This window comes from Pseudomonas sp. Marseille-Q5117 (assembly GCF_946901175.1).
Taxonomy (GTDB): Bacteria; Pseudomonadota; Gammaproteobacteria; order Pseudomonadales; family Pseudomonadaceae; genus Aquipseudomonas; species Aquipseudomonas iranensis.
The window spans coordinates 392,424-412,094 of record NZ_CAMPPP010000004.1; the positions used below are offsets into that span (position 1 = coordinate 392,424).

The following is a 19,671-nucleotide window of genomic DNA, read 5'->3' on the forward strand; positions in this document are numbered from 1 at the left end:
ATTCGTCGGGTTCAGCGCCGAAAGAGGCGTTTGCCTTTCGATCTTTGCGCTTTTGTTTTGTCTTTGTGTCAGTAGGCTGATCGCTCCCATAACAATCAAGGATGATTGGCCAATGTCGCTCACTCCCGCGCTCGCCGAAACGGAAAAAGGCCGGCACTACGAGTTCATCAAATCCGCCGTCAGCGCGCCCTTCAAAAACGCGTCCCTTGAACGGGCCAAAGCGTTGGCGAACGCGCCAATGAAAATCGAGCCATGGTTTTCCGCCTTGGGTGCCGGCACCCAGGCGAATCTCTCCGCCGCCAATCTCAAGGCCTGGAAGTCGCAGAACCTTGTCGACCATCTCATGGCGCAGATCGACCTGTATGCCTTCGCCGAGCCGTTGCTAAAGACCAGAATCAAACAGCGGCATGGCCTCGACCTTGACGTGCAGCTCACTTGGGTACGCCTCTACCGCGAGGGCGAAAGCGCTCGCACCGTGTCTTTGCTGGATGCTGCACTGCATAACTTTGCCAGTGACGAAGACGCTGATCCGGACTCGTCGTACATTACCAAACCCAACGAAAACGGCCATTTCGATACGCTGCCGATTTATCGGCAAATGTCCATCGGTCAGTTTCAGCAGTTGTGCCGTGATCTGGATATCGGCGCGCAGTACAAGACGCATCTCGAAAGCTTGCTGCTGCCCGCCGATACGTTTTCCCATTGGGCGCTGCAAGCCAAAGTGATCGCCAGCCAGCAAGACGCTTTGGCCGTCGCGGCGCAGGTGGCCTTGCTCAAGGGCGACCTCGGACTTGATGCGCACACGATGCTGTTCGATCTGATCGGCAACCAGACCAGGCCGCAGCTCGCCGGCTGGCCGGTGCGTTTTCGCGATCTTTCCCTGCTGGGCACCCGCCTTACCGGCGTATCGCTGATGTTGTATGGCGCCGGTGAGGATAGCGGCAAGCGTCGGGCAATAGCGTACATCCCGCATGATCCCGACCACCCGCTCAAGGATTACGACTCGCTCGTCGATTTCAAGGAAGAGCTGATACGCCAATTGCGTGACAACCGCTTCAGCGAGGCGACCCGACAGACCTATCGCCAGTTCTTCAGCCAGTTCGTCGACCAACAGCAACGCGGACATTTTTTCGCTGAACTGGAGCAACGTCTGTTCACGGTGCGTTATTTCCCACGCGAAGACCCCACCGATCAGCGCCCGCCATGGCGCAAAGTGGCGGTGGAGAAACCGCGGCTGCAGTTTCGCCATTTACCGTTTCGGGAAAATTACTGGCGCTACGGCTATCAGCAAAAGCTCAACAAGATCCTTAACGATGCGCGGGAAATTGCCGTGTCCACCGCCGACGCGGACAGCAAGGCGCGCAGTAAGTGGTGGGATAACTTCCTGAAAATCCTTGAGACAATCGCCGAAACCGTCTTGCTGATCGCCACCCCCTTCGTACCGGGGCTGGGCGAGGTGATGATGGTCTACACCGCACTGCAACTGACCACTGAGGTGATAGAAGGGGTCGTCGATCTGGCCGAAGGCCTTGGCGAGGAAGCCGCCGAGCATGTCATCAGCGTGGTGACCAACGTCATCCAGTTGGCCGCGTTCAGCGCCGGCGCGCAGATCGGCGAGGTGCTCAAGGTCAAGCTGTCAGCGCTGGTCGACGACATGCTGCCGGTGAAGTTGCCCGATGGCAAAGCGAGCCTGTGGCATCGCGACCTGGCGCCTTATGCACATGACGACCTGACTTTGTCGGCAGAGTCGAAGCCCGACCGACACGGCCTGCATCAGCACGAACGCGGCAGCATCCTGCCGCTGGACGACAAGCTCTATGTGGTGAAAAAAGCTTCAGCCGATCCGGCCAGTAAAGCCCACCGGATCAAACACCCGAAACGCACCAACGCCTATCAGCCAAAGGCCGAGCACAACGGCCATGGTGCCTGGCTGCATGAAGCGGAGAACCCGCAGGACTGGCCGGATGCCAAGCTGATGCAGCGCCTTGGCCACAGCGTCGAACGCTTTTCGCCCACGCAACGCGAGAACATCCGCCGCAGCAGCGGCACCACCCATGATGAACTGCGGCGCATGCATTCCGACAACAGCCCGCCACCGCCGCTGCTGGCCGATACGGTCAAGCGCTTCGATGCCCATGAAGAGGTGCTCGATGCCACGCTGAAAATCCGCAAAGGCGAACCGATCGCGGGCGAATCGGTGTGGCTGGAGCCGATGCTGACCGGCCTGCCCGGCTGGCCCTCCGCGCGCGCGCTGGAAGTATTCGCTCGCCAGGACCTGACAGGGTATTCGCGCAAATACGGCAACCCGCTGGCCGCGCCTGCCGACACTCTGCGCATCAGCCTCGCCGATCTCACCGCCGGCCGATTGCCGGAGCGGGTCGCCGGTTTTCTGCGTGACGAGGAATTCAACAACCTGCTCGGCCCCATGGTTACCCCAGAGCAACGTGTGGCTGCCTTGCGCAACCTGCTCGCCGATGCGGTCAATCAGCGCCGCAACGAAGTCGTTCAGCATGTTTATCAGGCCGGCGAGCGCGGCGGCAACGGCGAGCTGCGGGTGATCAGGCAAACGTTTCCCGACTTGCCACTGCCGCTGGCGGAAAAAGTCGTGGCCCAGGCGCGCCCGGCAGAATTGCAGCGAATCCACGATGAGCAACGGTTACCCCTGCGCCTGAAAACCGAAGCCCGTGAACTGGATTTCGAAGCCTCGGCGACGCGCGCTTACGAAGGCTTCTTTCGCGACGACCTGTTGACCGCGCAGACCGAACGGCTGGCGCTCAACACCCTGAAAATCCACAGCGACAGCTTTGCCGACCTGCGTATCGAGGTACTGGACGGCAGCGCCGAGGGACCGCTGCGCTGCAGCGTCGGCCCGGAAGATGCGACCACGGTGCGGCGCCTGATCCGCAACGAAATGGGCCGCTACGAGGTGCGCGACGCTAACGGCCGCAGCCTGCACGACGGCGCTGATTTCCACGACTCGGTCCTGCGCGCCTTACCGGACGAAGTCCTGTCGGGTCTCGGTTATGCTCGCGGCCAGGGCAGCGCCTTGAAGCTGTGGCTTATGGACAACTGCGCACTGCCTGCCGAACGCCGCAGCGCGCTGGCCGAACCGCCGATTCGCGCGGTGGTGCCCCGTGAAACCGAACTGCTGGTGCGTGGCTGGCCATGGGAGGCTAAAACCCCCGAGCAAAGGCTCAGGCAGTTGTACCCGAAACTGAACGACCGGGAAATCGCGACCTTCATCAAGGCACTTGAGAAGAAGGGCGAGACCGACGCCGCCATTACCAGACTGGAGCGTGAGCGCAAAACACTCGACGCGACCCTTGAGAACTGGCGCTACAGCTATCCGTCCGACATTGACGCTTCGGGTGAACAGACCGGAATCTCTGCCGCATACGTACGCGAAGGTGGCCTCCACATCGAGCAACGGTTAAAGGAATGCTTCGCGCGCAGGAGCGAGATATTCGATGAACACAGCAACCATCCTGAGCAAGGCTATACGCTTGACCTGTCGTCCGAGATGCTGCAGCCGGATCTTGAACCCTGGTGGCGCGACCTGCGCCAGCGCCCCGGAATGAACCGGTTCCTTGAACAGATCACCGCACTGAAGCTCGATAACACACAACTCTCAGCCAGCCCCGACGGCCTGTTGGGCAGCTTCCCCAATCTGCGCCAGTTGAGCGCCCGTCGATGCGAACTGCAGGAAATACCCACGAACGTGGGCCGGATGAATCGGCTCGAAGTGCTGGATCTGGCCGACAACAACATTCAACTGTCCTTCGCATCCGCCAGGCAGCTTGACGACCTCGCTCGCCTGCGGATCTTGAACCTCAACGGCAATCCGCTACGCGTGCCGCCGGACGTGGGAAACATGGATCAGTTGCTTGAATTGAACCTGGCCAATACCCGTATCCGCGACTGGCCGCAGGGGCTGTTGGAAGCCAACGGACAAACCGTCCAACGCCCGCGCGGTTTCATGCTCGACATGCGAGGCAATCCGATCGATAGCCTGCCGCAGGTCGAACTCGCATCCGACCAGGCGCGACTGGTCAGCCGAGCCCGTTTCGACAAAACCAGGCTGACCAACGAACAAAGGGTGCAACTGGGACGTTATCGAGAATCCACAGGCCTGAGCTTCGATCAGCGCTACTCGCAAGCAGCGCAGGATGAAATCAGCCATTGGCAGCTGTTTCCCCAAGACTCGGCCGGCTTCAGTCAATCGGCGTCACACAGCAAATACCGCGAAGAATCCTGGCACGATTTGATGAACGAGCCCGATTCGGCAGGTTTTTTCAGCGTAATCCGCAAGCAGCGCGAGACGGCGGATTACCGTACGGAGCAAGGAAGGCGAAACCTGACCGCACGGGTCTGGGAAATGGTCGACGCCGCCGCGCTTGACGACCGCCTGCGTGAACAGCTCTTCAGGCAAGCCGCTTCGCCGAAGGATGGCGGCGATCTCGGCGCCCGATTGTTCAATTCGCTAGGGCTCAAAGTACTGGTTACCAAAGCCTGCAACGAGTCGACATCGCCCAGCGTGCTGGAAAACCGACTGGTTCGCCTGGCGCGCAGTGCGGCGCGGCTCGACCGGGTGAGCGATGAGGCGACCATGGAGGTCAGTCGCCAGCAACAGCAGCATCTGATCGATCCGCACCTGCCGGCTCCGGACGAAACACAGGTCCATCGGGCTTTCGAAACAGGTCTTGGCGAGCGTCTCGATTTGCCCTGGCAATCGCCGGGCATGCCGGATCAGCCCGGCGCCGGCGTAACGCAGGCAAAACTCGACGCTGCCTATCAGAGGATCATCCAGCGTGAACAAGGTAATGGTCTGATCAACGGCATGATAGATCTGGATTCGGACAGGTTCTGGGAAAACTATCTCATCGACACCTGCCCCGAGCGTTTTCAGGATAATCATCGCCTGTTCGAGGAAAAATACACGCAGCTGAATGCGTTGCGTAGCGCCCAGGCGGAATGGGCCGGCAACGAAATCCGTACGCCACGAAACGATTTACAGCGACGAATAGAGCGCCTCGCCGATCTGTTGGGTATAGCGCATGAAGACGTACTGAGCGGCGAAGCGATGACCGACGCGCAATACACAAAATGGCGGAAAAAAATCACCCGTGACCGCAACGAGCTGAGCCGAACCCTGACTCGTGAAGCGCTGGGCAGGGCCGGCCTCTGACAGCGCTTGTTCAGCCCGGCCAGCGCCCTGATCGCTGGTCGGGCGGCACGCTCATCAATCGACTTCCGAATCCCAGATCACCGTGATGTTGCCGGTATAGGGCCGGCCCTTGGCATTGAGGATCAACCAATTGGTCGCCGAAGGGCCGACTTCGAAATGCAACGTGCCCGGCTTGCGGTCGACATAGATGCCCGGCTGAAACGCAGCACTGGCCTCGTGCTTCAAATGGAAACGCTTGACCGGTTGGCCGACGCTGTCGTTCAACCCATTGGGCAGGCTGACACTGACATCGACCTGGCCAGCGTATCCCGATTCACGATCAACGATCCCGCAGCCGGAGCTCAGGTCCAGTTCACACTCGATTCTCATGCTGAATCGGGAGGATGCGGAAATCAGGAAGGTCTGGTCGCGATACAGCCGCACAGGCTTGCGGCCGCTTTCCAGCCAACGCTGCCAGCCACCATCGGGTTCCAGCACAACATGGTTGCCGCCCGGCGGGATATCGACTTTCAAGGTGTGTTGCACATCCAGGACGAAATCCAGGGTCAGGTTGCCGTCGTCCGGCTCCATCATCGACCCCAGTTGAAAATCGCCGGTCGGCCCGATGGAATAGGAAATGGAGCCGGTGTACAGACCACTCGACATGCCCAACGGGTTAGGGGTGCGCAGCTCATAGGCGAAATCGAGTTTTTCGAAGTACATCGACGGAATCGGGAATGCGGCGGTTTTGGTGCAGGACGCTTCGACCGGTGTATGCCAGAAAAACCGGTAGGCATTGGCGGTGTAGCTGGACAAAAAGCTGCTGCCGCAAGGCGCCGGCGCATAGAGCCAACCGGTCTGGGACGTCCAGAGTACGTCGTGGCCCGAAGGGTGAGCCACTCCTGTGAGTCTTGCCACGGCCTCGCTCAGGACATATCGGGAACCGATGCCGCTGATGCGCACCTCGACGATTTCCGTTTCCTGAGTGTCCTGGTTGATGACTGTCAGCCGTCGCCAGTCGGCGGGGGCTTTTACCGAGACATCGTCACCGGCGACGAGCGCGCGATTGGAATCGTGGCTTACCGGCAACTCGATACTGAACATGTCGGCGGCTGCGCATTTCGCCGGAAAGTACACGCAATAACCGCTGTTGGGCGTCTGGTTGACGAACAGATTCTTGCTCGGCTGCGCAGGATCGGGCTGAAACAGCGCGCGGATTTCCTGGTTGACCGCGTGCGCTTCGACCATGCCCAACGTCAGCAGGAAGCACAGCCCCCAGCTCATTTTCTTCAGCTTTCCACGGGCCAGTGACTTTAAGTTCATGACGGTCATTCCGCGCTCGGTGTGCTGGCGCTGAACATCAGCAGCACGTTGCCGTAGTAATCCCCGGATCGATAGCCACCCTGGGGTTCGATCGGCTCGATTTTCAGCGCTACGCGCTTACCGGTGGCAGCCTCTTCCTTCGAGAGCACCTGACGCGGGATCACATAGGAGCTCAACTCGACATCGTTGAAAGTGACACGTAACGGGATGATTTCCCCCGGCCGACCATTTTCCAGATAAGGGTCGAGCAGCAGACGCGCATCGATGGCGCTGCTGTCATGACGGACGTCGAAATTCTTCACCAGGCTGCCCAGCGTGGCCTTGGGATAATCCCAAAACAGTTGCTGCGGCCGGTGAATCCAGTCCGGCTCTGCCGGTATTACATAAAACGGGCGGCTGGGAATGGTCAGCGACACTTCGAACGTGTGCTCCTCCCTCGCGCCCCAGACCTCGGTGCCGCTCAGGCCGGCAGCGGCCAGCAGCACAAGGGCAGTGCATTGCTTGATCATTTTGGTTACCCGATGCGTCAGTGGAAAACCGTGTCAGCGGCTGGCGATCTTCATGGTTTTCTTGTCATTGCCCTCGATCAGGAAGAAGCGGTACTCGCGACCCTTTTCTTTGTCGAAGGCGAATGACTTGCCGGCCAGCACATGATGTTTGGTGGTCGCGCCGCAGTCGCTTTCCTTGCTCAGCGAACAGCTCTTGAACTCGTCGACGATGATCACCGTGTTGCCGTTGTTGCTCAGTTCATAGCGGCTGTCGGTTTCATTGATCGCTGTGTTGAAACGCGCGTCCCTGGGCCGGACGAAGAAGATCGTGCCGAACCCGGTCATCACGTTGACGCCGGCCGAGAGGGATTTCTTGTAGTCGTCGCGTTCTTCGCCGCTGACCACGAAGTCGTCTTCTTTCTCCGGCACTACCGGTACGAAGCGCACGCGAAAGTAACGCTCGCGGTCACGTTCGCCCATGTACAGCAACCGCGTGCCTTGCATGCCCTGCGCCGGCACGATCAATCGCGCCGGGCTGGCCATCAGGCCGTTGCGCGAGGCGCCGTCGGCGGCGTTGAGCACCGGGATTTCTTCAGGTTTGCCATCGGCACCGTAGATAATTTCCAGCACATTGATCTTGACGAACGCGGTGGCGTCGCCGCTGTTGAATACACGCTTGAGATAGGTGCTTTTGTCGGCGTCGAGGTAGTCGTACACGGTGCCGACATTGATCTGCGGCCCGGCCTGGGCCGTCAGACAAAACACGCTGAGCAGGCTCAGCAGAAAACTGCGGTTCATCGGTTTCAACTCCACGAGTTTGGAAAATGTTCTGACTGAAGCGCTCATACGTCCGAATCCCAGATGACGGTGACGTTACCGCGCAGCCTGTCGGTGACGCCGGGTCTGAGCAGGAAATCGATGGCGAACGGGGTCATTTCGAAATGCAATGTGCCGGGCTTGCGGTCGACATACAGGCCTGGCTGGAACGGTCCGGCCCAGACGTTGAACCGCAAGGGGTGGCGGGTGACATTGGCGCCAGGCCCGCCGGGGCCAGAGATGCCCGCAGGCAAGCTCATGAACACTTCAAAATCCGAGCTGTTACCTTCCTGACTGCCCATCTTGCAGGCGGTACCACCCGTTGAATTGCACAGCATCAGCACCTTGAAGCGCGACGAGGCCGAGATATAGAACAACTGATCGCGGAAAATTCGCGTCGGCTTGCGTCCACTGTCAAGCCACGGCGCCCAGCCACCGACGGGTTCCAGGGTGACGTTGTTGCCGCCCGGTGGAATGTCGACTTTCAGGGTGTGCTGCACATCGAGAGTGAAATCAAGGGTCAGGTTGTTGTCGTCTGGGTACATCATGTACCCCATATGAAAATCGCCACCGGGGCCCATGGAGTAGCTGATCGATCCGGTGTACAGACCGCTCGACATGCTTAGCGGATTGGGCGTCTTCAGTTCATAGGCAAAATCGAGCTTCTCGAACCACATCGAGGGAATCGGCAAAGCGACGGTTTTGATACAAGTGGACTCGACCGGTGTATGCCAGAAGAATCGGTAAGTCTTGTCGCCGACCCCGCTCACCGGGCTGTTGCGACAAGGCGGCCCGGCATAAACCCAACCGTTGGACGTCCACAGTCGGTCGTGAGCCTGGAACTTGTTTTCAATCCCTGCGAGATCCTGTGCCCTCTCGCTCAAGTGAAAGGTTGAGCCGATGCCCGTTATGCGTACCTCGACAACCTCTGTCTCCCCGGTATCTCGATTGGTCACCGTCAACCGTCGCCAATTGGCGGGGACTTGCACCGAGATACCATCACCCGGGATTAGGTTGCGTTGTGAGGTGTAACGAACCGGCACCTCGATGCTGAACATGTTGCTTTCGGCACACTGCGCCGGATAAGCCACGCAATACCCACTATTGGGTGTCTGATTGACGAACAGATTCTTGCCCGGCTGCGAAGGATCCGGTTGAAACATCGCGCGAATCTCCTGATTCACCGCCTGCGCCGCCGGCATGCTCAGTGCGAGTGCCAATCCGCAACTTGCTGTAAGTCGTTTCATGGCCTCAACCCGCCTTCTGTTCGCTGTTAGTAACATCGGCCAACGTGTCCGGCGTGCAGCGCAGATCACCGATCATCAGCACGTTGTTTTCGCTGCGATGGTCGGCCTCGTTGAGGCGGAACTGGCACAACAACTGATTACCCTGACGCACCTCCAGCGTTGGCGAGCCGGCGTTCATTTCCATCGAGAAGAAGCCGTCGACTTCGGTCACGCCACGGCTGGCATGGTTGATCACGTGGTGACCCTTGAGCGGCTGGCCTTTTCCGTCCACCAGGCGGCCGAGCACGGTGAGCGTCTTCATCACGCGGATCTTGCGGTACTCGACGCCGCCCTTGTTCAAGTGATAACGGGTGCGCGCCGGTTCGATGGTGGCGGCCGGCACAGCGTTGCCTTCGAAGTCGAAACTCACCGAGCTGTTCTGATACGCAGTGATCGGAATGAAATTGCGCCCCGGCTTCAAGGCCGTGCCACCGCCGCTGTAATCGTCAGCGCGCAGGACGATGTCTTCGATGTCCGACTCGACATCGACAATCATCCCGGCACCGCGCACTTCGCTCTGGCTGGTCACGAGCATTTGCTCACCACCGACCACCAGGGTGCTGTCGAGGTTGAGGCCGCCAGTGAAATTGCCGTTGTAGGACGAACGCTGAACGAAGCCATCGCCGCTGATCGAATCGGTGCGGAAGTTGGCCAGACTGGAAACGCCCAAACCATAGGTGTCGGTCAGCGCCGTCACCGAAACGCTTTGCAGCACGTGGTCTTTCAACTCCTTGCGCCAGCCGAGCGAGGCGTTGTTGTCGCGTTTGCCATCGCGGGCCGTGCGCGACCCGATGCTGCCGGTGAGCTGCTGGCCGGGTGCGCCGAGGGCCAGGTTGACGCTCAGGTCGACCCCGCGATTTCGCGCATCGCCACTGCTGAAACTGCCGGGGCGATCGAAAACCGACAGACGCCAGCTCGCGTCGCTCCCCAGCAGCACGGTGCGCTGGGTCCATCCCAGGTCCACACCCATGCCTTCGACGTTGCCTTCGCTGTGGGAAACCCGTGCATTGACCGAACTCTTGCTGCTCAGCCGATGGTTGAGCGCAAGCGACGAATTGCTGGTCTGGCCGACAAAGACGTTGCGCGGCCGCACACGTGTGCCGTCGGGCAAGGTGTCGTAGGTGTTGGTGGTGTCGAGCCAGCTGCGGTTGTGGCTGATCACCAGACTGCCCGCGCCGTAGTTGTACAGGCTTTGCAAGTCGAGACCGGTGCCGTAATCCTCGGTCTTGTAGACGTTGGCGTACAGGCTGAGGTGGTTGGCCAGCGTCCAGTCGATGGAGGTACCGTACTGCAGTTTTTCGCGGATCTGCCGCGCCGAAGCGCCGACAATCACCCGCGGGTGCAGCAGGTAATTGACCGCCGCGCCAGCGGTGGGACTGCCGCTCGATTGCGTGTCCCAGTTGCTCAGCAGTTTGCTTTCTTCGCCGGCAAACAGGTTGTAGCGCCAGCGTTCATCGAGGTTGCGCCAGTTGTTGGGCTTGTACACCAACTCCTGCGTGGTGGAGGTGATCTGGCCGTCTTCGATCAGACGCACTTCCACTTCATAGATGCCGCCAGGCAGCGGTCGCGTGTCGAGGGTCTGCAGACCGGCCGGCACCGATTGGGTATTGATCAACAGGCCGTCGCGCCAGATCTCCACCGAACCTTGCCGGTTGGCGGTGACATAGATCGGGTAGACGCTGGGCATCGGGCTGTTGATCGCCAGGCTGTCGGAGCTGCCGTACATGACGCCAACCGCCGTGTCGGGGCTGGTGCCAAATGTGCGCGGCTGACGCGTCAGGCCTTCGGAATTGGGGGTGAAATAGCCCAGGCGAAAGAAACTGCCTTGCAGTTCGCGTTGGGTGTGCAGCTCATGCACCGCGTGATAGAGCTTGTCATCGGGACCGCCAAGCCGGGCCATTTGCAGATTAAGCGTCTGGCTCCAGTTACCCAGGCTTGAACTGGCCTCCAGGCCAAAGCGTCCACCGAGGTCTTGATCCTGGCCACCATTGAGGTTGAGCTGGTTGCGCACCATCAGGCCGCTGCTGCCACCGCTGGGTTGTTGGTAATAACGCTTGGCCTCAACGTCGCGCTCGGCGTTTTCGGTAGCGATAGAAACCAGCGAGCTTTCCAGGTTGTAGTGCACTGCCAAAAACTGATCCGGACAAGAACCGCTGCATGCGCCAAGCGGTACGCCGGATTTGAAATAGCTCGCCCATTTTTCCCGCTCGGCCGGGCCGAAGCGGTTTTCGCTGGTGTCGGTGAATTCGAGAAGCGTGATGCGATCATCGCGGGACAACACCACCATGGCCTCACCCAGCGGCTGCTGGTCGACTTCGACCCGCACCGCCAGCGGCACATCAAAGAAATGCTCCTCGAAATCCGCCGGCAAGCCCTTGGCCTGCGCAAGCAAACTGCGTGGCGTCGTACCGGCGGTGTTGGGTGCGACGGCTGCGCTGGCACAAAACAACAGCGCAAGCGCAGCCGCGATGGGGGTCATCGGGAACATGAACTCGTACTCTGATTGACTGACAATGAAAGTCCGTCGGGGCAAACATCACTGCCTGCCCCGCCGGTTGACGCACGCGTGAAAAGCGAGCGTTTTGAACCTGATCAGTCGATCAGTTGCCGCCAACCGGTGGTACGGCGTCGAAGATCATCGCCACGGAACCGGTGTAGTCACCCGGCTGGAAGTTGCTGCCCTTGGCGGAGATTTTCAGTGGTGCGCGGTAGTTGACGTCAGACTCGGACTCACCCACGACCATTTGCGGGGTCAGGGTCAGTTCCTTGTTGTTGAGCATCACTTGCAGGTCGATCGAAGTATTACCGGCGACCAGTTTCGGCAGGCTTTCGAGGCTGGCGTGTACCGAACCGTTATTGTTACGCACGTCGAAGAAGCCGTTGACATCAGCCATTTTGCCGGTGGTCGGCTGGTAACTCATGTCCTGGTCCTTGTTGACCAGATCCGGATCGGTTGGCACGACATAGAAGCCGTTGGTCGGCACGTGAGCGACGAGGCTGATGGAGTGCGAAGCTTCGCCCGCAGCGAAGGCACCGGTGGAGGTCATTGCCAGGAGAGCCAGAGGAGCAGCGATTGCGAATTTCTTGAACATCGTTCAGTACCTGTTTGCTTATATAAGGGGGTGTCATCAAAAGTTCATAATCCGCTTGTTCAACACTTGGCAGATCAACTTGAACTTTCAACGGTGAGCATCATCGGCTGTTGCCTCTGGAATGTAAGCAGGCAACTTCCGACAAACGCGTAGTTCAACAGCCTCACACCCCGCAAGAAAAAAGAACAAAAAACAGATACTTGCAACATTCGCTGTAAGTTACAGACTACATACAGTTATCTGGCAAAAACCATACAGCAACTTAGCCGCTTTAACGCGGCAACTTGCGAAAAATTAGAATATATAATCAAGCACAACTAGAGCGATAACTTTAACTTCAAGGTCACCACTTTAACTTCGTGGGCAAATCATATTTTTCAGCCGTTTCTGGCTTGGACCACTCGTCCGTTGGAGCATGGTCGAGGAAAAAAACGTCTTGCATGATGCTTAAGATATATCTTAAGTTGTATCTAAACACGACGAGAGAGAAGCTAATGAGAGACCATCATTCCCCCCACCGCGAACACGGTGATGGCCGCGACGGGTTCGAGAAACGCCCCGGTCGCGAGCGCGGCGGCCGTGGCCCGCGAGTCTTTGCCCCCGGCGACTTGAAATTGCTGTTGCTGGCGCTGATCGCCGAACAGCCGTGCCACGGCTACGACCTGATCCGCCAGATCGAAGGCATGTTCGACGGCGCCTACAGCCCGAGTCCCGGGGTGATCTACCCGACCCTGACCTTTCTGGAAGAGAGCGACCTGATTGCAGGTGACGCCGAGGCCGGCAAAAAACGCTACAGCGTGACCGATGCCGGTCGTTTGTCTTTAAGTGAACAGGCGGTGGCGCTCGACGGCGTACGTATGCGTATCGACGTCAGCAAGCGCTCGCTGCGCGGCCATGATCGTCCGGCGGAAATCCACGAAGCGGTGCACAACCTGCGTCATGCCCTGCAACTGCACCACGGCCGCTGGAGCGCCGAGGAAATCCTGCGCGTACGCGACCTGCTCAACGACACCGCCAAAGCCATCGTCGACGGCCCTGCCGTTCAACCTGCCACGGAGAAAGCCGAATGACTGCAGCCGATAACCAAACCATTCACCGCGTGATGCACGAAATCAAACGGCGCAAGCTGCAAGTGCTGCGCGTCACCGAGCTGACTCCACGCATGCGCCGCATCACCCTCGGCGGGCCGGAACTGGCCGGGTTCATCAGCCTGGGCAGCGACGATCACGTGAAACTGCTGTTCCCGCAGAACGCCGAACAAGCGGCGGCGCTGGAGACGATGCAACTGGGCGCCGGCAAGGACAACGGGCCGATGCCCGAGATGCGCGACTACACACCGCGTCGTTACGATCTGGAAAAAATGGAACTGGACATCGATTTCGTCCTGCACGGCGACGGCCCTGCCTCAACCTGGGCCGAGCAGGCACAGCCCGGGCAATTTCTGCATATCGGTGGGCCGCGCGGTTCGATGATCGTGCCGGACATCTTCGACAGCTACCTGCTGATCGGCGACGAAACCGCCCTCCCCGCCATCGCCCGCCGCCTCGAAGGTCTGGCCGCAAATCGCAAGGCACTGGTGGTGATCGAAGTGGAAAACGGTGCCGAGCAGCAAGTGCTGGAAAGCGCGGCGCAGTTCAATGTGATCTGGGTGCTGCGCGAAGGTGGCAAGGACAACCTGCTGACGACGGTCAAACAACTGCAGGTGCCCAAGGGCAATCTTTACGCCTGGGTGGCGACCGAGACCAAGGTCTCGCGGCAGATCCGCCGGGTGCTGATCGATGAGCATGGGCTGGATGAACAGTTCATCAAGGCTGTCGGCTACTGGCGCGCGGAAGGCTCTTCCGAGGAAGAGTAAATCCGAGAAGCAAAAGATCGCAGCCTTCGGCAGCTCCTACAGGGGAATGCATTCCAAATGTAGGAGCTGCCGAAGGCTGCGATCTTTTGATCGTTACGGCCGAAATCGATCCAGACCAATCACTAGCAACCCCACCAGCACAAACCCCACCAATATCCCCCCGGCATTCGCCAGCACCTGTGGATAACCCAGCACCGCCACATCAATGAACGGATACGCATAGGCGCCAAGCAGATGCCCGCGCAGCAAGGCGTAGATGAAATACACCAGCGGATAGATCAGCCACAGCGGCAGGTGCCTCAGGCGCAACGTGCCTTTGGGGACGCAGCGCCACCAATAGCCGAGAAACAGCAATGGCATGACGTCGTGGAGCAATTCGTCGGCAACAAACTGCCAGCCTTCGGGGTGCCACAAGTGCCGCAGCAGGATGCTGTAGGCCAGACCGACCACGGCGATGCTCACTGCGATGCCACTGCTGACCCACGGTTGCAGAAACCAGCGCCGCGCGGCGGATTGACGCTCGCTCACGGCGCAGGTCAGCACCGTCGCCACCAGGGTGTTGGTCAATATGGTGAAGTAGCTGAAGAAACTCACCAGTCCGCCCAGCAGGCTGGCGCCGATGCTCAATCGCGCGAAGAGAATCAGGTACAGCTGAATTGCCAGCCCTGCCCAGCCCAACACGGCCAGGCCGGTGATCAGGCGTCGGCGCCTCGCGCTGCCCATCTCAGAGCGGTCGCTTGGTGCGCATCAGCTTGACGTACAGGCGCTCGACCTTTTCCCGCGCCCACGGGGTTTTGCGCAGGAAGGTCAGGCTCGACTTGATGCTCGGATCGCTCTTGAAGCAACGGATGTCGATGCGCTCGGCCAGCCCCGACCACTCATAGTGAGCGACCAGTGCATTGAGGATCTGTTCAAGGGTCACGCCGTGCAGCGGATCGGGGGTTTGTTCGTTCATGCCGGGCCTCTGGGCGAAGTGGAAATGCGTAAAGCCGCGCACCTTAGCCGAGGGGCTGAGCCGGTGGAAGGCCTTCCTGCAAATGTAGGCCAACCCGGGAAGATCGCAGGCTGTGACCCGCCCCACAATGCGCCCGTTTGCCGCACTGTTACCGAATCCGAAACGCTGCATGTCTGCAAAAGCGCTTTCTCAATTTGTTACAGATCATTATCCTGCCGCCCTTCCGCTGAAACGCTTCACTGCCTGCGACAATCTGAAGCGCTCGGCCTGCACTCGAAAAACATCAAAAAAAGACTTCTCCATGCCTGATTTTTCTTTCTCCCGAGATAGCGCTATCTCTGCCCTGCGCACCCTTGGCGGCTGCACCGCCCTCGGTCTTGTCACATGTGCAAACGCAGCCCCCGCGTTCGACAGTGAATCACCGTACATGCTCGGTGACTGGAACGGCACGCGCACGGAACTTGCGGAAAAAGGCTACGACTTCAAACTCGATTACACCGGGGAAATGGGCAGCAACCTGCACGGCGGTTACGACCACGACCGCACTGCCCGCTACAGCGACCAGTTCGGCCTCGGCACCCATCTGGATCTGGAGAAGATCCTCGGTTGGAACGACGCCGAATTTCAGCTGACCATCACCAAGCGCAGCGGCAACAACATCAGCAACGACCGCATCAACGATCCACGCGTTGGCGGCTTCACTTCCGCCCAGGAAGTCTGGGGCCGTGGCCAGACCACGCGCCTGACGCAGATGTGGTATCAGCAGAAATTCTTCGATCAGAAGCTCGACATCAAGGTCGGCCGTTTCGGCGAAGGCGAAGACTTCAACAGCTTCCCTTGCGACTTCCAGAACCTCGCGTTCTGCGGCTCGCAGGTCGGCAACTGGGTCGGCGGCATCTGGTACAACTGGCCGGTCAGCCAGTGGGCGCTGCGGGTCAAATATCACCTGACGCCGGAGCTGTACGCGCAGATCGGCGCCTACGAGCAGAACCCGTCGAACCTCGATCGCGGCAACGGTTTCAAACTCAGCGGCAGCGGCACCCAGGGCGCGATCCTGCCGGTCGAACTGGTGTGGACGCCGAAGCTCAACGGCCTGCCGGGCGAATACCGCGCCGGTTATTACTACAGCAATGCCAAGGCCTCTGACGTCTACAAAGACCGCAACGACCAGCCGGCAGCGCTGAGCGGCGAAGCCTATCGCAGCGCGTCGAGCAAGCACGGCGTGTGGCTGGGCGTGCAGCAGCAGGTCACCAGTATCGCCAGCGACCACTCGCGCGGCTTGAGCCTGTTCGCCAACGCGACGATGCATGACAAGAAAACCAATGCCATCGACAACTACGTGCAGGCCGGCCTGACCTACAAAGGTCCGTTCGATGCTCGCGCCAAGGACGACATCGGTTTCGCCCTCGCTCGTGTGCACGTCAACCCGGCCTATCGCAAGAACGCCGAAATGACTAACCGCGCCAACGCCGTCTATGACTACGACAATCCGGCGTTCCTGCCACCGCAGGACACCGAATACAGCGCCGAGCTGTATTACGGCGTGCACGTGACCAACTGGCTGACCGTACGCCCGAACCTGCAATACATCCGCCACCCCGGTGGCGTGAACGACGTCGACGATGCCCTGATCGGCGGGATCAAGATCCAGTCGTCGTTCTAAAGATCACAGTTAGCCCCTGTGGGAGCGAGCCTGCTCGCGAAGGCGGCCTGTCAGTCGCTGCAGTGTTGCCTGATATACCGCTTTCGCGAGCAGGCTCGCTCCCACAGGAATGCATTTCGTTAGCCGAACAAGTTTTTATCTGAACCATGCCTGCGCCAAATCGTCATCTAAAGTGACTACAGCGCGGGACTACATAAACGTCACGGAGAATCACACTATGAGCACCGAAAGTGCTTCGAGCCGGGGTCGGCTACTACCCGCCCTGCTCGGCATCCTGCTTCTACTGATGGGCCTGGCCATGCTGGCCGGGGGAATCAAGCTGAGCACGCTTGGCGGCTCGCTGTACTACCTGCTGGCCGGCATCGGTATCGCCTTGACCGGCATCCTGCTGCTGATGCGCCGCCGCGCGGCGCTGGGCCTGTACGCCATCGTGCTGTTTGCCAGCACCGTCTGGGCGCTGTGGGAAGTCGGTCTGGACTGGTGGCAACTGGTGCCGCGTCTGGCGCTGTGGTTTGTCCTCGGCTTCGTGATGCTGCTGCCATGGTTCCGTCGTCCGCTGCTGCTCAACGGCCCGGCGAAAATCGGCACTGGCGGCCTGACCGTCGCGGTGATCCTGGCCGGCGTTACCGCTCTGGCCAGCCTCTTCACCCACCCGGGCGAAACCTTCGGTGAACTGGGCCGCGACAGCGCGGACATGACCAGCACCGCACCGGCCATGCCGGATGGCGACTGGCAAGCCTACGGTCGCACCGAGTTCGGTGACCGCTACTCGCCGCTCAAGCAGATCACCCCGGAAAACGTCGGCAAGTTGCAGGAAGCCTGGCGCATCCAGACCGGCGACCTGCCAACTGCGGATGACCCGGTCGAGCTGACTAACGAAAACACCCCGCTCAAAGCCAACGGCATGGTCTACGCCTGCACCGCGCACAGCAAAGTGCTGGCACTGGACCCGGACACCGGCAAGGAAATCTGGCGCTTCGATCCACAGATCAAGAGCCCGGTCGGCTTCAAGGGCTTCGCCCACATGACCTGCCGTGGCGTGTCGTATTACGACGAAGCCGCCTATGCCAAGTCTGAAAACGCCGGTTCCGCTGTCATCTCCGAAGCCGGCCAGGCTGTTGCTCAGGCCTGCCCGCGTCGCCTGTACCTGCCAACTGCTGATGCCCGCCTGATCGCACTGAACGCCGACACCGGCAAGATCTGCGAAGGCTTCGGCACCAACGGTGTGGTCGACCTGACCCAAGGCATCGGCCCGTTCACCGCCGGCGGCTACTACTCCACCTCTCCAGCGGCGATTACCCGTGATCTGGTGATCATGGGCGGTCACGTCACCGACAACGAATCGACCAATGAGCCATCGGGCGTGATCCGCGCCTTCGACGTGCGCGACGGTCACCTGGTGTGGAACTGGGACAGCGACAAGCCGGACGCCACCGAGCCTCTGGCCCCGGGCGAAACCTACAGCCGCAACTCGGCGAACATGTGGTCGCTGGCCAGCGTCGATGAAAAACTCGGCATGGTCTACCTGCCACTGGGCAACCAGACCCCGGACCAATGGGGCGGCAACCGCACCCCGGGCGCCGAGAAATTCAGCGCCGGCCTCGTTGCCCTGGACCTGGCTACCGGTAAAGTGCGCTGGAACTACCAGTTCACCCACCATGACCTGTGGGACATGGACGTGGGCAGCCAGCCAACCCTGCTCGACATGAAAACTGCCGACGGCGTGAAACCTGCGCTGATCGCTCCGACCAAACAGGGCAGCCTGTACGTCCTCGACCGTCGTGACGGCACGCCGATCATTCCGATCAAGGAAATCCCGGTACCGCAAGGCGCCGTGAAAGGCGACCACACCGCACCGACCCAGGCCCGTTCGGACCTCAACCTGCTGGCCCCGGAACTCACCGAAAAAGCCATGTGGGGCGCCAGCCCGTTCGACCAGATGCTGTGCCGCATCCAGTTCAAGGAACTGCGTTACGAAGGCCAGTACACCCCGCCATCGGAACAGGGCAGCCTGATCTATCCGGGTAACGTCGGTGTGTTCAACTGGGGCGGCGTCTCGGTCGACCCGGTTCGCCAACTGCTGTTCACCAGCCCGAACTACATGGCCTTCGTCTCGAAAATGGTGCCACGCGAGCAAGTCGAAGCCGGCAGCAAACGCGAGAGCGAAACCTCGGGCGTGCAGCCAAACACCGGCGCGCCATACGCGGTGATCATGCACCCGTTCATGTCGCCACTCGGCGTACCGTGCCAGGCCCCGGCCTGGGGCTACGTCGCCGGTATCGACCTGACCACCGGCAAAGTCGTGTGGAAACGCAAGAACGGCACCAGCCGCGACAGCTCGCCAATCCCGATCGGCTTCACCCTCGGCGTACCGAGCATGGGCGGTTCGATGGTTACTGCCGGCGGCGTCGGCTTCCTCAGCGGCACCCTCGACCAGTACCTGCGCGCCTATGACGTGAATACCGGTAAAGAGCTGTGGAAATCGCGCCTGCCAGCCGGCGGCCAAGCGACTCCGATGACCTACACCGGCAAGGACGGCAAGCAATACGTGCTGCTCGTTGTCGGCGGTCACGGCTCGCTGGGCACCAAGATGGGTGACTACATCATTGCCTACAAACTGCCGGAATAAGCGTTAGCTGGCGGTAATGAAAAGGCGATGTTCCGTGAGGGACATCGCCTTTTTTGTGTACGCAATTTGGCAAGCACCGCGAATACCTGTGGGAGCGAGCCTGCTCGCGAAGGCGTCGGCACATTCGCCAGTGATGGCGCCTGACACACCGTATTCGCGAGCAGGCTCGCTCCCACAGAAAAGCAAAGCAGCACAGCTGCCCGCGGCGAAGCCGCCCCACTCAACAATGAGCGCAAGCTCGAGTAACGCTTTTGATCTTGCTTTTGATCCACGGGCGACGTCGGAAGGCTGAGTGGAGGGATTGATCCGGGCGTGGGAGCGCAGCGACCGTCTGGCGCAGCCAGACACAGCGGAAGGAGGTGCAGCGAAGCAAACCGGAGCCGCTGCGCCCGGATCAGTC

13 protein-coding genes are annotated in these 19,671 nt (G+C 60.1%); 5 read left to right on the forward strand and 8 right to left on the reverse strand.

The window, feature by feature from the left end; all coding sequences use genetic code 11:
* Window positions 1-112: 112 nt before the first annotated feature.
* Window positions 113-5,185 (forward strand): dermonecrotic toxin domain-containing protein, encoded by a 5,073-nt coding sequence (locus OC605_RS10205; RefSeq protein ID WP_262136856.1) that lies wholly within the window; start codon window positions 113-115, stop codon window positions 5,183-5,185.
* Window positions 5,186-5,239: 54 nt separating this feature from the next.
* On the opposite strand, the gene OC605_RS10210 is transcribed toward OC605_RS10205, so the two are convergent.
* The 6 genes from OC605_RS10210 to OC605_RS10235 all read right to left on the reverse strand — a co-directional run bounded on the left by OC605_RS10210 (window position 5,240) and on the right by OC605_RS10235 (window position 12,169).
* Window positions 5,240-6,487: a hypothetical protein gene (locus OC605_RS10210; RefSeq protein WP_316044651.1), complete on the reverse strand. Its 1,248-nt coding sequence runs from the start codon at window positions 6,485-6,487 to the stop codon at window positions 5,240-5,242.
* A gap of 5 nt (window positions 6,488-6,492) precedes the next feature.
* Window positions 6,493-6,996, reverse strand: coding sequence for a CS1 type fimbrial major subunit (locus OC605_RS10215; protein WP_186569482.1), 504 nt, complete (start codon window positions 6,994-6,996; stop codon window positions 6,493-6,495).
* 33 nt (window positions 6,997-7,029) lie between these two features.
* A complete protein-coding gene (locus OC605_RS10220) occupies window positions 7,030-7,773 on the reverse strand; it encodes a molecular chaperone (protein ID WP_186569483.1) in 744 nt (247 codons plus the stop codon).
* Window positions 7,774-7,817: 44 nt separating this feature from the next.
* Complete coding sequence (locus tag OC605_RS10225; protein ID WP_262136857.1) at window positions 7,818-9,038, reverse strand: hypothetical protein; 1,221 nt, start codon at window positions 9,036-9,038, stop codon at window positions 7,818-7,820.
* Window positions 9,039-9,042: 4 nt separating this feature from the next.
* Window positions 9,043-11,565 carry a CS1-pili formation C-terminal domain-containing protein gene (locus OC605_RS10230; protein ID WP_262136859.1) on the reverse strand — a complete coding sequence of 841 codons (2,523 nt, stop codon included), beginning with the start codon at window positions 11,563-11,565 and terminating at the stop codon, window positions 9,043-9,045.
* 112 nt (window positions 11,566-11,677) lie between these two features.
* Entirely contained in the window at window positions 11,678-12,169 is a 492-nt protein-coding gene (locus OC605_RS10235) for a CS1 type fimbrial major subunit (protein WP_186569486.1), read from the reverse strand.
* A 494-nt stretch (window positions 12,170-12,663) separates the two neighbouring features.
* Between OC605_RS10235 and OC605_RS10240 the strand changes: the two genes are divergently transcribed.
* Both OC605_RS10240 and OC605_RS10245 read left to right on the forward strand, forming a co-directional pair.
* The gene (locus tag OC605_RS10240; RefSeq protein WP_024014184.1) at window positions 12,664-13,239 is read left to right on the forward strand and encodes a PadR family transcriptional regulator; all 576 of its coding nucleotides are present in this window, start codon (window positions 12,664-12,666) and stop codon (window positions 13,237-13,239) included.
* Window positions 13,236-14,024, forward strand: a complete 789-nt coding sequence (locus OC605_RS10245; RefSeq protein ID WP_262136862.1) for a siderophore-interacting protein — start codon at window positions 13,236-13,238, stop codon at window positions 14,022-14,024. Before OC605_RS10240 ends, OC605_RS10245 begins: the two co-directional genes overlap by 4 nt.
* 93 nt (window positions 14,025-14,117) lie before the next feature.
* On the opposite strand, the gene OC605_RS10250 is transcribed toward OC605_RS10245, so the two are convergent.
* Both OC605_RS10250 and OC605_RS10255 read right to left on the reverse strand, forming a co-directional pair.
* Window positions 14,118-14,747: a Pr6Pr family membrane protein gene (locus tag OC605_RS10250; RefSeq protein WP_262136864.1), complete on the reverse strand. Its 630-nt coding sequence runs from the start codon at window positions 14,745-14,747 to the stop codon at window positions 14,118-14,120.
* 1 nt (window position 14,748) lies between these two features.
* Window positions 14,749-14,979, reverse strand: a complete 231-nt coding sequence (locus tag OC605_RS10255; RefSeq protein ID WP_042608309.1) for a VF530 family DNA-binding protein — start codon at window positions 14,977-14,979, stop codon at window positions 14,749-14,751.
* Between the two features lie 301 nt (window positions 14,980-15,280).
* On the opposite strand from OC605_RS10255, the gene OC605_RS10260 reads away from it, so the two are divergent.
* Complete coding sequence (locus OC605_RS10260; protein ID WP_262136867.1) at window positions 15,281-16,642, forward strand: carbohydrate porin; 1,362 nt, start codon at window positions 15,281-15,283, stop codon at window positions 16,640-16,642.
* A 217-nt stretch (window positions 16,643-16,859) separates the two neighbouring features.
* Window positions 16,860-19,271, forward strand: coding sequence for a glucose/quinate/shikimate family membrane-bound PQQ-dependent dehydrogenase (locus tag OC605_RS10265; protein ID WP_186569491.1), 2,412 nt, complete (start codon window positions 16,860-16,862; stop codon window positions 19,269-19,271).
* Window positions 19,272-19,671: the final 400 nt, after the last annotated feature.